This is a genomic window from Pseudomonas sp. OTU750018 (assembly GCF_011636575.1).
Taxonomy (GTDB): domain Bacteria; phylum Pseudomonadota; class Gammaproteobacteria; order Pseudomonadales; family Pseudomonadaceae; genus Aquipseudomonas; species Aquipseudomonas peli.
The window spans coordinates 408,398-423,520 of record NZ_JAAPAU010000004.1; the positions used below are offsets into that span (position 1 = coordinate 408,398).

Below are 15,123 nucleotides of genomic sequence, written 5' to 3' on the forward strand. Positions count from 1 at the left end.
CAGGCATGCTCGCTGGTAGCTGGTTTAAGTCGCTATGGACGTCGCCTCGACATGCCTCGGCAGGCTGACCCTAATGCGGGTGCCGCGTTGAAGCTCGGGGTCGGCCGGGCTGTCGATTGTTATCTGTCCATAATGCTCTTCCACGATCGAATAGACCAGTGCAAGGCCCAGTCCCGTACCTTTGCCCGGGTCCTTGGTGGTGAAGAAAGGTTCGAACAAGCGGTCGATGATTGCCTTGGGAATACCGCTGCCTTCGTCCTCGACGATCAGGTCGACGGTGTGCTCGAAACGTTCGCTCTTGACCCGGATCGCACTGCCCGGCGGTGAGGCATCGCGGGCGTTGGACAGCAGGTTGATCAGCACCTGAGCCAGGCGTTGCGGGTCACCCACCACCCAATGATCGGAGTCGCAAAGATTGAAAAACTGCACTTCGACGCTGCGCCGGTTGAGCGCCAGCAGGGCAATCGCATCCTGGGCCACCTGGGCCAGACACACCGGCTCCTCGCTGTGCTGGTGGCTGCCGGAATGGGCAAAGCTCATCAGCGATTGAACGATGCGCGACACGCGCTTGGTCTGCTCGATGATCTGCTCGCTGATCTCGGTCAGCTCGGGGTCACCTTCGCGTTCTTCGCGCAGGTTCTGCGCCAGGCAGGCGATGCCGGTGATCGGGTTGCCAATCTCATGCGCCACGCCGGCAGCCAGACGACCAATGGAGGCGAGTCGTTCGGAGTGCACCAGCTTGTCTTCCAGCATCTGCGTTTCCGTGAGGTCTTCAACCAGCAGCACCAGGCCGCTGTTACCGGGCGCCAGGGGTTCGTCGATGGCCGCTTTGTGCAGGTTGAGCCAGCGCGTTTGGCCGTCCAAGGCGAGGCGCTGTTTGTGCAGGTGCTCGTCGGGCAGTTCGATAAACCGCTCCAGCAGCCCACGCCAGGGCTCGGCCAAGGTGTTCAGGCGCGAGCCGACCACACGCTGGGCGGGGATTTCGGTGAGTTCTTCCATGGCCTTGTTCCACATCAGAATCTCCTGATCCTTGGCCAACGAGCAGACGCCCATGGGCAGTTCCTGCAGGGTCTGTCGGTGATAGCGGCGCAGGGTGTCGAGTTCGGCGGCGAGACCGGTGAGGCGCGAGTGGTAGTCCTCGAGGCGGTTCTCGATAAAGTGGATGTCCTCGGTGACGTAGGTTTCGCTGCCAGCTTTATAAGGCAGGAAGGTTTCGACGATGTCCTGGGCCACGCTGGGGCCCATCAGCCCGGACAGGTTGGCCTCAATGCGGTCGCGCAGGCGGCGCAGGGCATAAGGGCGGCCTTCATCGAACGGTAAATGCAGGTCGCGCAGGGCTTGCTCTACCTCGTGCTGGGCGGTTTTGGCACCCAGGGGTTTGGCCAGTTGCGCCGCGAATTCCTGGGGTGAGGCCGCCAGCAGTTCGCGGCGTTGCGGGCGGCGTACGTTGTCCACTGCGCAGGCTTCGGCGGCGCTCTTTTCTTCGGGGCTGGCTTCGGTAAACAGCGACACCAGGGTGAACACCAGCACGTTGGCCGCCAGCGAGCCGATGGCCGCCAGGTGCCAACTGCTGTCATCCAGCACATAAATGACGTTGAACCAGGGCAGGTACAGGCCTTGCAGGTTGCCGAGCATCGGCAACAGCATGCTCACCACCCAAACGGCAATCCCCGCCAGCAGCCCGGCGATAAACCCTTTACGGTTGGCGGCGGGCCAGTACAGCACCGACAGAACGCCGGGGAGGAATTGCAGGGTGGCGACGAAGGCGACGATGCCGAGGTTGGCCAGGTCCTGTTCGGCACCGAGCAGTAAATAGAAGCCGTAGCCGGCCATGATCACCAGCAGGATCAGTGCGCGCCGTGTCCACTTCAACCAGCGGTAGATATTGCCTTCCGACGGCGGTTGATACAGCGGCAACACCACATGGTTGAGCACCATGCCGGACAGCGCCAGGGTGGTGACGATGATCAACCCGCTGGAAGCCGACAGGCCGCCGACATAGGCGATCAGTGCCAGGGTCTGGCTATTCACCGCGATGCCGACGCCGAGGGTGAAGTATTCCGGGTTGGTGGTCGCACCCAGCTTGAGTCCGGCCCAGAGAATCAGCGGCACCGCCAGGCTCATCAGCAGCAGAAACAGCGGCAGGCCCCAACTGGCGCTGACCATGGCGCGCGGGTTGAGGTTCTCGGTAAAGGTCATGTGGTACATGTGCGGCATGACGATCGCCGAGGCGAAGAACACCAGCAGCAGGGTGCGCCAGGGGCCTTCTTGCAGCGGCGTGTGCAGGCTGGTCAGTGAGGACTGGTTCTGCACCAGCCACGATTGCAGGTCCTGCGGACCGTCGAACACGCCGTACAGGGCATACAGGCCGATGGCGCTGATCGCCACCAGTTTGACCACCGACTCAAAGGCGATGGCGAACACCAGGCCTTCATGCTTTTCGCGCGTGGCGATGTGCCGAGCGCCGAACAAAATGGTGAACAGAATGATCAGCCCGCAATAGGCCAACGCCACGCGCTCCTGCACTGGTTCGCGGGTGAGGATGCCGATGGAGTCCGCTACTGCCTGAATCTGCAGGGCCAGCAGCGGCAGTACGCCGATCAGCATAAACACCGTGGTCAGGGCACCGGCCCAGGTGCTGCGAAACCGGAAGGCAAACAGGTCGGCCAGCGATGACAGCTGGTAAGTTCGGGTTATGCGCAGAATCGGGTAGAGCAGTACCGGCGCCAGTAGAAATGCCCCGGACACCCCCAGATAACTGGCGAGGAAGCCATACCCGTACTGATAGGCCAGCCCCACTGTGCCGTAGAAGGCCCAGGCGCTGGCATAGACACCGAGCGACAGGGTGTAGGTCAGTGGATGGCGAATTATCCAGCGCGGAATCAGGCCGTGCTCACTGATCCAGGCCACGCCGAACAGGATAAGAAGGTAGGCGGCGCTGATCAGAATCAGCTGGCTCAGGCTAAAGCTCGTTAGCATCACGTTGGCTCTGAAGCGAAGAAGGTTAAGACGCGGTCACGCAGGTTGCGCCGCAGCAGGTCAGAGTTCATCGGCATCACGCTGACTCTGCAGGATGAAGGTCACGACGATGAGGATCAGCCACAGCAGGTAGGGGCGGTACCAAGCCCCATTGGGGTCGATCCACCAGTCCATGATGGCCGGGGAGAACAGGTAGATTCCCACCACCAGGATCAGCACCAATCGGTAGATATACATGCCGCATCTCTTCGCTTAATTGCCGGCGATGGTAACGGATGCATGATGCTCTGGGCTATTGGTCGGCCGGCGTGTGCAGGGCTTGGCTTTTTCTTATTAATTGGTACTATCGTTCCACTTAATAAGAATAACGCTGGAGATTGCCATGCGCCTTGCCCCGCTTTCCGTGCTTGCCCTGTCCGTGCTGCTTGCCGCGTGCGGCGAAGAACCGGCCCCGGTGGCCAATCTAGATTTCCAGAAAGACCTGCAGACTCAGTTGATCAAGGCCAAGCCCGGCAGCGTGATCGAAATCCCGGCCGGAACCTACCAGCTCGACCGCAGCCTGAGCCTGAAAGTCAGCGGCGTGACCATCAAGGGCGCAGGCATGGACAAAACCATCTTGAGCTTCAAGGGGCAGAAGTCCGGCGCCGAAGGCCTGTTGGTGGATGCCTCGGACTTCACCATCGAAGACATCGCTTTTGAGGACACCAAAGGCGATTCGCTGAAAGTGGTGGGCGGCAAGAACATCATCATCCGCCGCGTGCGCACCGAGTGGACCAACGGTCCGGCCACTGAGAACGGCGCCTACGGTATTTACCCGGTGCAGACCGAGAACACCCTGATTGATGGCGCGGTGGCCATCGGCGCATCGGATGCCGGCATCTATGTCGGCCAGTCGCGCAACGTGGTGGTGCGCAACAGCCGTGCCGAGCGCAACGTCGCCGGGATCGAGATCGAAAACACCATCGACGCCGACGTGTATGACAACGTCGCCACCGGTAACACCGGCGGCATTCTGGTGTTCAACATGCCCAACCTGCCGCAGGCTGGGCGGGTGACGCGGGTGTTCCGCAATAAGATCGAAGGCAACAACCACAAGAACTTCGGCCACAAGGGCACACCGGTGGCCAGCGTGCCGGCAGGTTCCGGGGTGGTGATCAACTCCAATGATGATGTTGAAGTGTTCGATAACGACATTGGCGACCACAAGACCGCCAACGTGATCATCAGCAGCTACTTCAGTACCGGCTATACAGACCTGTCCACAGCCGAGAGTTTTGACCCCTATCCAGAAGGCATCCATATCCACGGCAACCGATTCGGCCCAGCCGGCGACAGCCCTGATCACCTGGAGTTGAAAGCGCTGAAGGTCAGCCAGTTCGGTTTGAATGGCCGCCTGCCGGATATTCTCTGGGACGGTTACGTCAACCTCGACATTCTGGTGGACGGCAAGCTGCCGGCGGACCGGGCGATCTGCATCAATAACGGCGAGGCGGGGATGATCAACGTCGACGGGCCGAACAACTACAAAAACATCAGCACCGATATGACCGACTACCGTTGCAGCCTGCCGCCATTGCCTGCCGTCAAACTGGCCTCGGCTGATGCCGACCAGGGGGCCTGATGCATCGTCTGTTACTGGGAGCGCTGTTGCTCCTCGCCGGCTGCGAGCAGCAGCCGGCGCCGCTGTACTTGCCGCAAGGTGACAACTACCCAGAAACACTCAGCGAGTGGGGCATGCTGCAACGCGCAGACGGCTTTATCGCGCCGGTTGCCGAGGCCTTGCCCTATGACCTGAATACCCCGCTGTTTACCGACTACGCACACAAACTGCGTACCGTCTGGATGCCAGCAGGTACGGCGGCGAGTTATGGCGAGGCGCACTTCGACTACCCAGTTGGCACAGTACTGAGTAAGACCTTCTACTACCCCAAGGACGCCCAGGGCCGCTTGCTGCTTAACGAGCGGGATGACCGCGACCCGCAGCGTGGCCTGGAGCTGGCGCGGGTGCAGTTAATCGAGACGCGCATCCTGCTGAAACAGCAGGAGGGCTGGGTAGCGTTGCCCTATGTGTGGGATGAACAGCAACAAGAGGCGCATCTTGAATGGGCGGGTGACAGCCGCGAGTTGAGCCTGCTGAATGCCGAGGGTAAGACTCAGGCAGTTGCCTATCAGGTGCCGGATGCCAACCAGTGTGCTGGTTGCCATGAAGAAACCGCAGGGCAGGGCGTCAATCCGCTGGGGCCGAAGGCGCGCCATCTGAACAAGGATTTTGCCTACGCCGATGGCACGCACAATCAGTTGCAGCACTGGCAGCAGCAGGGCCGTTTGCAGGGTGTGCCGGCCGAGTTGCAGGGCGTGCCGCAGAACGCGTTATGGCCGACGCCGCGCGCTGGCGAAAGCCTGGAGCAGCAGGCACGCAGTTATCTGGATGCCAACTGCAGCCACTGCCACAACCCCAAGGGCCCAGGGCGTACCTCGGGCCTGCTGCTCGATCCGGCCACGGCCATCGGCATCAGCTATGGCCTGTGCAAGCAACCGGTGGCGGCGGGTAAAGGTTCGGGTGACCGGTTGGTGGATATTCACCCGGGCCAGCCGGATAAGTCGGTGCTGCTGTTTCGCGTGGAAAGTGTCGACCCGAGCATCATGATGCCGGAGCTGGGACGTTCCACTGTGCATGCCGAAGGCGTGGACGTACTGCAACGCTGGATTGCCAGCCTGCAAGGGGATTGCTGAGAGCTTGCTCAAAGGCTGCTGCGCGTCGGCCCTGCTGCGTTAAAAACAGGCTCGGAATGCTCATTTACAAAAGTAAACTCCGCTTCCTCGCCTGTTTTGACCAGCCGGAGGCTGTTACTAACGTAGCGCTTTGCAAGGCTCTAGCTCGCGAGCCCTTGAGCAGGCTCTAGAAACGGCGCGACCTGTTTTCGTGCGCTGCGGCAGGTGTGGGGCATGGCTGGCCCTGTTGTGGTGCGCCCAAGGAGTGGGTGAATGCGCCAGGCCGCGTCAGTGCTGGCTTGGATCACTGGCATAAGTCTTGCGCTGCCTGGTTATCGCCCAGGCTCGCAGGAGGCCCGCTGTGTCGATTCATATCGCCTTGCACCATGTCAGCCACTATCGCTACGACCGCGCGGTCAATCTTGGCCCGCAGGTCGTGCGCCTGCGTCCTGCACCGCACAGCCGTACCCGGGTTCTGTCCTACGCGTTGAAGGTCGAACCGGGCGAGCACTTTATCAACTGGCAGCAGGACCCTCAGGGCAACTACCTGGCGCGACTGGTGTTTCCGGAAAAGACCCGCGAGCTGAAGATCGAGGTGGATCTGGTCGCCGAAATGGCGGTGTTCAACCCCTTCGATTTCTTCCTTGAGCCTTACGCTGAGAAAATCCCTTTCGCCTATACCGAGGGCGAGCAGCTGGAGCTGGCGCCTTATTTGGTCAAGCTGCCGGCCGGCAAGCTGTTTGCCAAGTACCTGGCCAGCATCGAGCGCACGCCGCTGCCGAGCGTGGACTTTCTGGTGGCGCTGAATCAGCGCCTGGCCACCGATATCAGCTACCTGATTCGACTTGAGCCCGGCGTGCAGACCCCGGAAGAAAGCCTAGAGAAAGGCTCCGGCTCCTGCCGCGATTCGGCTTGGCTGCTGGTGCAGCTGTTCCGCCACCTGGGCCTGGCGGCGCGCTTTGTTTCCGGCTACCTGATCCAGCTGAAAGCCGATGTGAAATCCCTCGACGGCCCGTCCGGCACCGAGGTGGACTTCACCGATCTGCATGCCTGGTGCGAGGTTTACCTGCCGGGTGCCGGCTGGATTGGCCTGGACCCCACCAGTGGCCTGTTCGCCGGTGAAGGCCATATTCCGCTGGCCTGCAGCCCCGAACCGTCCTCGGCGGCGCCGATCAGCGGCGGCGTGGATGAGAGCGAGTGCGAGTTCAGCCACGAGATGTGGGTCGAGCGTATCTGGGAAGCGCCTCGGGTCAGCAAGCCTTACAGCGAGGCGCAGTGGCAGGCGATTGTTGGCCTTGGGCAGAAGATCGATGAGGACCTGCAAGCGCAGGATGTGCGCCTGACCATGGGCGGCGAGCCGACCTTTGTTGCCCTCGATTACCCGGACGATGCGGAGTGGAACACCGCCGCCCTGGGGCCGAACAAACGCCGCCTCGCCACCGACTTGTTCCATCGCCTGCGCGAGCACTACGCAGCGCAAGCGCTGGTGCACTTCGGCCAGGGCAAGTGGTACCCCGGCGAGCAGCTGCCGCGCTGGTCGTTGAACGCCTACTGGCGGCGTGACGGCGAGCCGATCTGGCACAACCCGGCGCTGTATGCAGATGAACAAAAAGACTACGGCGTCGATGCGGCCAAGGCCGCCGACTTTCTCACCCTGCTCGCCGAACGCCTGGGCGTGGACGCTAAATACTGCGTGCCGGCCTATGAAGACCGCTTCTACTACCTGTGGCGCGAGCGCAAGCTGCCGATCAACGTTACCGCCGAAGACCCACGCCTGGCTGACCCGCTGGAGCGCGAGCGCCTGCGCAAGGTGTTCGAGCAGGGGCTGGACAAAGTGATCGGGCATATCCTGCCGTTGGCCCGGCAGGCCAAGCAGCTGGGCTGGCAGAGTGGCAGCTGGTTTTTGCGTGATGAGCACTGCCGGCTGATCCCCGGCGATTCGGCGATGGGCTACCGCCTGCCGCTGGATTCGCAACCCTGGGTCAGTGAGGCCGACTACCCCTACATTACCCCGGAAGACCCGAGCCAGCGCTTCGCTCCGTTGCCGGCAGCGGCGCAGATCAAGCCGCAGTCGCGCGGTATCTGGTCGGGCAGTCAGACCAGTACGAACAAACGTCCGCTGCTCGGTCAGTCGGCTGCCGGTGTGGTGCGCACCGCGCTGTGCGCCGAGCCGCGTGACGGCAAGCTCTATCTGTTTATGCCTCCGCTGGTGCGCCTGGAAGATTACCTGGAGTTGGTGGCCGCCATCGAAGCCACTGCTGCCGAGATGAAGTGCCCGGTGCTGCTGGAAGGTTATGAACCGCCACTGGACCCGCGACTGCAGTTCTTCCGTGTAACTCCGGACCCCGGCGTAATCGAGGTGAATATCCACCCGGCCGCCAGTTGGGATGAGCTGGTCGAACGCACCGAGTTTCTCTACGAGCAGGCGCGCGAGTGCCGCCTTTCCAGCGAGAAATTTATGATCGATGGCCGCCACACCGGCACGGGCGGCGGTAACCACTTTGTACTCGGCGGCGCGACGCCGGCGGACTCGCCGTTTCTGCGGCGGCCGGATCTGCTGCGCAGCCTGATCAGCTACTGGCACAACCACCCGTCGCTGTCCTACCTGTTCAGCGGCCTGTTTATCGGCCCGACGTCCCAGGCGCCGCGTATTGATGAGGCGCGTAACGATGCGCTGTACGAGCTGGAAATCGCCTTCGCGCAGATGCCCGACGTGGGTCGCGACTGCCAGCCTTGGCTGGTCGACCGCCTGCTGCGCAACCTGCTGGTGGACGTGACCGGTAACACCCACCGCTCCGAGTTCTGTATCGACAAGCTGTACTCGCCGGACTCGGCCTCTGGGCGCCTTGGTCTGCTGGAGCTGCGCGCCTTTGAGATGCCGCCCCATGCGCAGATGAGCCTGGCCCAGCAGCTGTTGATTCGCGCGCTGATCGCGCGTTTCTGGCGTGAACCCTACAAGCCCGCGCGGCTGGTGCGCTGGGGCACCGAGCTGCATGACCGCTATCTGCTGCCGCACTTTATCGACCAGGATTTTGCCGACGTGCTGCAGGAGCTCGACGGCTGTGGCTATCGCCTGCACAGCGAGTGGTTTGCCCCGCACTTCGAGTTCCGCTTCCCCAAGTCCGGCGATTTCAACGTCAAGGGCATCGAGCTGGAACTGCGCCAGGCCCTGGAGCCCTGGCATGTACTGGGCGAAGAGGGCGGTGGTGGCGGTACGGTGCGCTATGTCGACTCCTCGCTGGAGCGCATGCAGGTCAAGCTCAGCGGCCTGCCGAGTGACCGCTATGTACTGACCTGCAACGGCGTACCGGTGCCGCTGCGGCCTACCGGCAAGGTCGGCGAGTTTGTCGGCGGCGTACGTTTCCGCGCCTGGCAGCCGGCCAACTGCCTGCATCCGACCATCGAAGTGCACGCGCCGCTGGTATTCGACCTGGTGGACAGCTGGATGAGTCGCTCCCTCGGCGGTTGTCAGTATCATGTTGCCCATCCAGGTGGGCGCAACTACGACAGCCTGCCGGTCAACGCCTATGAGGCGGAAAGTCGGCGTCTGGCGCGCTTCTTCCGCCTAGGCCATAGCCCAGGCAAGCGTCCAACATTGGCGCCAATCAACAATAATGAACTGCCCATGACCCTGGATCTGCGCCTCGTTTAACCCCCTCACCCATAACGGGGCGAGGGGCGCGCTGCCCGTGATCGTCTTATTGAGCCTGCCATGCCCGACCTGCTTGCCGACTACCCCCTGACGCCAGGGGCCTACCATGAACTGTTCGACGCAGACGGTCAGGTGCGCCCGCACTGGCGCCTGCTGCTGGAGCGTTTGCAGCGCAGCAGCCCAGCGCAGCTGGCGCAGCGTCAGGCCTTGCTGGCCCGACAGATTCAGGAAAATGGCGTGACCTACAACGTCTACGCCGACCCCGATGGCGCCGACCGGCCGTGGGAGCTGGATCTGCTGCCCAACCTGATCCCGGCCGAAGAATGGCAGCAGATCGCCGCCGGCGTGGCGCAGCGTGCCGGTTTGCTGAATGCCGTGTTGGCCGACCTGTATGGCCCACAGCAACTGCTGGCCGACGGGCTGTTGCCGGCCGAGCTGGTGTTTGGCCACAACAACTACCTGTGGCCCTGCCAGGGCATGCAGCCGCCCGGCGGCACTTATCTGCACCTCTATGCGGTGGACCTGGCCCGTGCCCCGGATGGCCGCTGGTGGGTCACCGCCGACCGTACCCAGGCGCCGTCTGGCGCGGGTTATGCCCTGGAAAACCGGCAGATCGTCTCCCGTGCTTTTCCCGAGCTGTACCGCGATCTGCGCGTGCAATACCTGGCCGGTTTCTTCCGCACCCTGCAGGACACTCTGGCGCGCCAAGCCCCGGCCGGCAGTGAAACACCGCTGGTGGTGCTGCTGACCCCTGGTCGCTTTAACGAGAGTTATTTTGAGCACCTGTACCTGGCGCGTCAGCTCGGTTATCCGCTGGTGGAAGGCAGCGACCTGACCGTGCGTGATGCCAAGGTCTATCTGAAGACCCTGGCTGGCCTGCGCCGCGTGCATGCGGTGTTGCGCCGCCTGGATGATGACTTCTGCGACCCGCTTGAGCTGCGCACCGACTCGGCCCTCGGCGTGCCCGGCCTGCTCGAAGCGGTGCGCCAGGGCAATGTGCTGGTGGCCAATGCCCTCGGCAGCGGTGTGCTGGAATCCCCAGGTTTGCCGGGATTTCTGCCGGCCATTGCGGAAAAGCTATTGGGCGAAGAACTGCTGCTGCCGAGTGTCGCCAGTTGGTGGTGCGGCGAGCCGCCGGTGCTGGACAAGGCCCTGGAACAGCTCGACGAGCTGCTGGTGCGCGCCAGCTTTCCCTCGCAGAGTTTTGCCCCGGTGTTTGGCCGTGATCTGGATGAAGCGCAGCGCGCCGAGTTGGCCGAACGCCTCAAGGCGCGGCCTTATGCCTATGTCGCCCAGGCGCTGGCGCAACTGTCACAGGCACCGGTCTGGCAGCCTGAAGAAGGCCAACTGGCGCCGCGCGCCATCGGCATGCGGGTATTCGCCGTGGCGAGTGCCGACGGTTACCGGGTCATGCCCGGCGGCCTCACTCGGGTAGCCGCCGAAGCCGACGCCGAAGTGGTGTCGATGCAGCGCGGCGGCGCGAGCAAGGACACCTGGGTGCTCGGCGAACGGCATGCCGGCGGCGAACCCTGGCAATGGCTGCGCCCGCTGGGCGTGGCCGATCTGGTGCGCAGTGACCCTTATCTGCCTTCGCGGGTGGTGGAAAACCTCTACTGGTTTGGCCGCTACAGCGAGCGCTGCGAGGACGGTGCGCGGCTGCTGCGCATCATGCTGGCGCGCTATGTGGATGACGACGATGACCCGCAAGCCCTGCAAACCGCCCTGAGCCTGGCCGAGAGCCTGGGCCTGCTGCCGGATGCTGAAAGCGGCGAGCTGCAACAGCGCCTGCTTGAATCGCTGCTGGGTGAGGACTGGCCAGGCAGCCTACGCGGCAATCTGCAGCGTTTGCAGTGGGTGGCCGGCAGCGTGCGCGGCAAGCTGTCCCAGGCCAACTGGCAGGCCCTGCTCGAATTACAGCGCGAGGCCCAAGGGTTGAGCAGCGAGCAGGCCGACTTCGGCGAGTTACTGGATTTTCTTGACCGTCTGCTGCTGTCGCTGGCGGCGCTCTCAGGCTTTGCTCTGGATGACATGACCCGTGACGACGGCTGGCGTTTTCTGATGATCGGCCGCTGCATCGAGCGTCTGCAGTTTCTCTGCGACAGCCTGGCCAACTTCCTCACCAGCAGCGCGGCGCAGGATCAGTCGGCGCTGGAGTGGCTGCTAGAGCTGGGCAACAGCAGCATCACTTACCGCACCCGTTACCTGGCTTCCGCGCAGTTGATCCCGGTGCTCGACCTGTTGCTGCTGGATGAGCAGAACCCGCATGCCGTGCTGTTTCAGGTGCGCACCCTGCTGCGCTCGCTGGCGCGCCTGGGCGAGCGCTTCGAGCTGCCCAGCGAGCGTCGGCTGAAACACCTGGAAGGGCAGTTGGCGCGCTTTAGCTTGGCCAGCCTGGAGAATCCTCTGTTTGGCGCGGCCAGCGTGCAGGAGGTGCTGGATGGTTTGTCTGGGCTGCTGGAAAGCATCAGCCAGGCCAGTGCGGACATCTCCGACCGTTTAGGCTTGCGCTTCTTTGTGCATGTCGACGCCAGCCAGCGGACGCAATCCTCATGAGCAGCGCCTTCTACCAGATTCTGCACGACACCCATTACCGCTATGCCGCGCCGGTTTCCCTGGCCCAGCAGCTGGCACACCTGTGGCCGCGCGCCTGCCCCTGGCAGCGCAATCATGAACAGCAGCTGTTGGTCAGCCCACAACCCTGCCAGCGCCAGGATGCTTTGGACGTATTCGGCAACCCGCTGACCCGCCTGGTGTTTGAGCGTCCGCATGATGAGCTTATGGTCAGCGCGCGGCTCAAGGTCGAAGTGCTGGCGCGCGACGAGCTGGATTTGACACAGTCGCCAGCCTGGGAACAGGCCTGCACGGCGCTGCGTTACAGCGGCCAGGCGCTACTGCCCGAGGTGCTGGAGGCGGCGCGTTTTCGCTTCGAGTCGCCCTATGTGCATCTCAAGCAGGTGTTCAGCGACTATGCGGCGGATTGCTTTACCCCGGACCGGCCACTGTTGGCAGCGGTGGATGGGCTGATGCAGAAGATTTTTGCCGAATTCAGCTTTGATGCGGCGGCGACCCAGGTGGCGACGCCTTTGTTACAGGTGCTGGAGGAGCGTCGCGGCGTGTGCCAGGACTTTGCCCACCTGATGCTCGCCTGCCTGCGTTCTATGGGCCTTTCGGCGCGCTATGTCAGTGGCTACCTGCTGACCCAGCCTCCGCCCGGCCAGCCACGACTGATCGGCGCGGATGCCTCGCACGCCTGGGTCTCGGTGTTCTGCCCAGAGCAAGGCTGGGTGGATTTCGACCCAACCAACAATATCCGACCGGCGCTGGAACATATCACCCTGGCCTGGGGCCGCGATTTTGCCGATGTCTCACCGCTGCGTGGGGTGATTCTCGGCGGCGGCAGCCATGACCCCGAGGTGCAGGTGACGGTGCTGCCGATCCCCGCGATCTAGCGCTTATGTAACGGCGTGCTAGCGTTTTTCCAGTGAATACTCACTGGAGCTGCGCCATGGAAGAAACCAACCTGATCAATCTCGGCACCGAAAAAGTTGCCGATCTCTACAACCTGGTCGCGCAGTACGGCGCGGCGTTTGCCATCAAGATCATCTCGGCAATTGCCTTCTGGGTGATCGGCCGCTGGCTGATCGGTTTTGCCGTCGGCATGGTGCAGCGTGCCCTGGGTCAGCAGCGGGTCGATCCGACGGTGCTGCGTTATGTCGGTAACTTTATCTCGGTGACCCTCAACATCATTCTGGTCATCGGCATTCTCGGCTACTTCGGCGTGCAAACCACCAGCCTGGCGGCGCTGATTGCGGCGGTCGGCCTGGCCATCGGCATGGCCTGGTCAGGGCTGTTGGCCAACCTGGCGGCGGGCGGTTTTATCATCGTGCTGCGGCCGTTCAAGGTGGGCGACTTTATTAGCGCGGGTGGGGTGACCGGCACCGTCACCGAGATCGGCCTGTTCGTCACTGCGATCAATACGCCGGATAACGTGATGACCCTGGTGGGTAACAACAAAATCTTCTCCGACAACATCCAGAACTTCAGCCATAACGCATTTCGCCGGGTTGATCTGCAGGCGCAGCTGTCCGGCGCGGCGGATTACAAAGCCGCTGCGGCGCTGCTCAAGGAGCGTATCGCTGGCATTGCCAACGTGCTGAAAGAGCCAGCGGTGGATGTGGAAATTATCGAATTCAATCTGGTCGGCCCGGTGCTGGCGGTGCGTCCGTATTGCCACACCGACCACTACTGGCAGGTGTATTTCGATAGCAACAAGATGATCAAGGATGCCCTCGGTGAAGGCGGCTTCCCGGCGCCGATGCCGGCGCAGACGGTGATCATGCAGCAGGCGGGGTAACAGAGGATGCCGGCCGCTGGGGGAGGCGGCCGGCGCTGGATCAGGCGTGCGCCTTGCTCGGTTTCACGGCTTTCAAGAGGCGAGTCGCCAGGCTGACCAGCAGTAGGGCAACGGCGCCGGCGATGATTCCGGCGACGGCATTCAGCAGGGTTGGCAGCAAGGCCGCGAGCAGGCCGCTGCTGGCCGCCACGCTCTGCGCCATTTGGTCGATCCACGCCTGCGCAGCATGTACGCCGTGGGTGAGGATGCCGCCGCCGACCATAAACATCGCTGCGGTGCCGAGAATCGACAGGGTTTTCATCATATAGGGCGCGGTAAACAGAATGCCGCGACCGATGCTGCGTTGCAGGCGGCCGCCCAGGCCTTCACCACCACGCTGATTGAGATAGAGGCCGGCGTCATCCAGTTTGACGATACCCGCCACCAGGCCATAAACCCCGACTGTCATCAGCAGGGCGATACCCGAAAGCACCGCGACCTGCTTGCCGAAACTGGCCAGGGCCACGGTGCCAAGGGTGATGGCGATGATTTCTGCCGAGAGGATAAAGTCGGTGCGGATAGCGCCTTTGATCTTGTCCTTCTCGAACGCCAGCATGTCCACTTCGGGGTCGGCCACGGCCTGTAGTAGTTCTTGATGCTGCGCCTGATTATCGGCCTTGCTGTGGAGGAACTTGTGCGCGAGTTTCTCGAAGCCTTCGTAGCAGAGGAAGGCGCCACCAAACATCAGCAGCGGCGTTACCGCCCAGGGTGCAAAGGCACTGATCAGCAGGGCAGCAGGCACCAGAATCAGCTTGTTCTTGAACGAACCCTTGGCCACCGCCCAGACCACCGGCAGCTCCCGTTCGGCCCGCACGCCGCTGACCTGTTGGGCGTTCAGCGCCAGGTCGTCGCCGAGTACCCCGGCAGTTTTCTTGGCCGCCACTTTGGTCATTACCGCCACATCGTCGAGAACGGCGGCGATGTCATCAAGCAGGGTTAATAGGCTAGCGCCGGCCATGCGAGGGATTCCTTTCTTGGGTTTCTGAGGCGAATCGCCTGGCAGAAGGGCAGGCGACGGTGCGCAGATTTATACGTGAGTCAGCACGTATCAGCCATAGGCGGAAAACCCAGTTTTGCCGCAGTGCACGAAAAAACGGTGGTAGGGGTTAGTCGCTGCTATTGCCGCACGATCCACTGGCGCCACTGGCATAGGCAGCGAGCAGACTGCGTAACAGGTCATTGAGAGGCATGGTCGTATCTCCTTGATTGGTGGAGTGACGTTACGCCTGTGCCCGGCGGCTGGGCTGTTGATTGTCTCGATTGGGGTCATAGCCGGAAGCCGCTTTGGCGTTATGCACAGCCATTGCGGCGGTGCACAGTTAGTTGTGCACAAAGACTGTGGAGCGAGCTGTGGATAAGGTGGGCGTAGGCGCTTGCAGGCCTAGTC

9 protein-coding genes are annotated in these 15,123 nt (G+C 62.6%); 6 read left to right on the forward strand and 3 right to left on the reverse strand.

What is annotated here, in order from left to right; genetic code table 11:
• Positions 1-24: 24 nt before the first annotated feature.
• Together HCI85_RS20605 and HCI85_RS20610 are read right to left on the reverse strand one after the other, a co-directional pair.
• Positions 25-2,979 carry a sensor histidine kinase gene (locus HCI85_RS20605; RefSeq protein WP_090255999.1) on the reverse strand — a complete coding sequence of 985 codons (2,955 nt, stop codon included), beginning with the start codon at positions 2,977-2,979 and terminating at the stop codon, positions 25-27.
• Positions 2,980-3,039: 60 nt separating this feature from the next.
• Positions 3,040-3,216 carry a hypothetical protein gene (locus HCI85_RS20610; protein ID WP_003244646.1) on the reverse strand — a complete coding sequence of 59 codons (177 nt, stop codon included), beginning with the start codon at positions 3,214-3,216 and terminating at the stop codon, positions 3,040-3,042.
• Positions 3,217-3,361: 145 nt separating this feature from the next.
• Here HCI85_RS20610 and HCI85_RS20615 point away from each other — a divergent pair, with 145 nt between their 5' ends.
• The 6 genes from HCI85_RS20615 (at position 3,362) to HCI85_RS20640 (ending at position 13,697) form a co-directional block, all read left to right on the forward strand.
• Positions 3,362-4,600 (forward strand): parallel beta-helix domain-containing protein, encoded by a 1,239-nt coding sequence (locus tag HCI85_RS20615; protein WP_167147789.1) that lies wholly within the window; start codon positions 3,362-3,364, stop codon positions 4,598-4,600.
• Complete coding sequence (locus HCI85_RS20620) at positions 4,600-5,712, forward strand: SO2930 family diheme c-type cytochrome (RefSeq protein ID WP_167147792.1); 1,113 nt, start codon at positions 4,600-4,602, stop codon at positions 5,710-5,712. The genes HCI85_RS20615 and HCI85_RS20620 overlap by 1 nt, the downstream gene beginning before the upstream one ends.
• Positions 5,713-6,052: 340 nt before the next feature.
• Complete coding sequence (locus HCI85_RS20625) at positions 6,053-9,343, forward strand: transglutaminase family protein (protein WP_167147795.1); 3,291 nt, start codon at positions 6,053-6,055, stop codon at positions 9,341-9,343.
• 60 nt (positions 9,344-9,403) lie between these two features.
• Positions 9,404-11,896 (forward strand): circularly permuted type 2 ATP-grasp protein, encoded by a 2,493-nt coding sequence (locus HCI85_RS20630; protein ID WP_167147798.1) that lies wholly within the window; start codon positions 9,404-9,406, stop codon positions 11,894-11,896.
• Positions 11,893-12,792: a transglutaminase family protein gene (locus HCI85_RS20635; RefSeq protein WP_167147801.1), complete on the forward strand. Its 900-nt coding sequence runs from the start codon at positions 11,893-11,895 to the stop codon at positions 12,790-12,792. Before HCI85_RS20630 ends, HCI85_RS20635 begins: the two co-directional genes overlap by 4 nt.
• 56 nt (positions 12,793-12,848) lie before the next feature.
• Positions 12,849-13,697, forward strand: coding sequence for a mechanosensitive ion channel family protein (locus HCI85_RS20640; RefSeq protein WP_160088650.1), 849 nt, complete (start codon positions 12,849-12,851; stop codon positions 13,695-13,697).
• A gap of 40 nt (positions 13,698-13,737) precedes the next feature.
• On the opposite strand, the gene HCI85_RS20645 is transcribed toward HCI85_RS20640, so the two are convergent.
• Positions 13,738-14,694, reverse strand: coding sequence for a DUF808 domain-containing protein (locus HCI85_RS20645; RefSeq protein WP_167147804.1), 957 nt, complete (start codon positions 14,692-14,694; stop codon positions 13,738-13,740).
• Positions 14,695-15,123 lie beyond the last annotated feature (429 nt).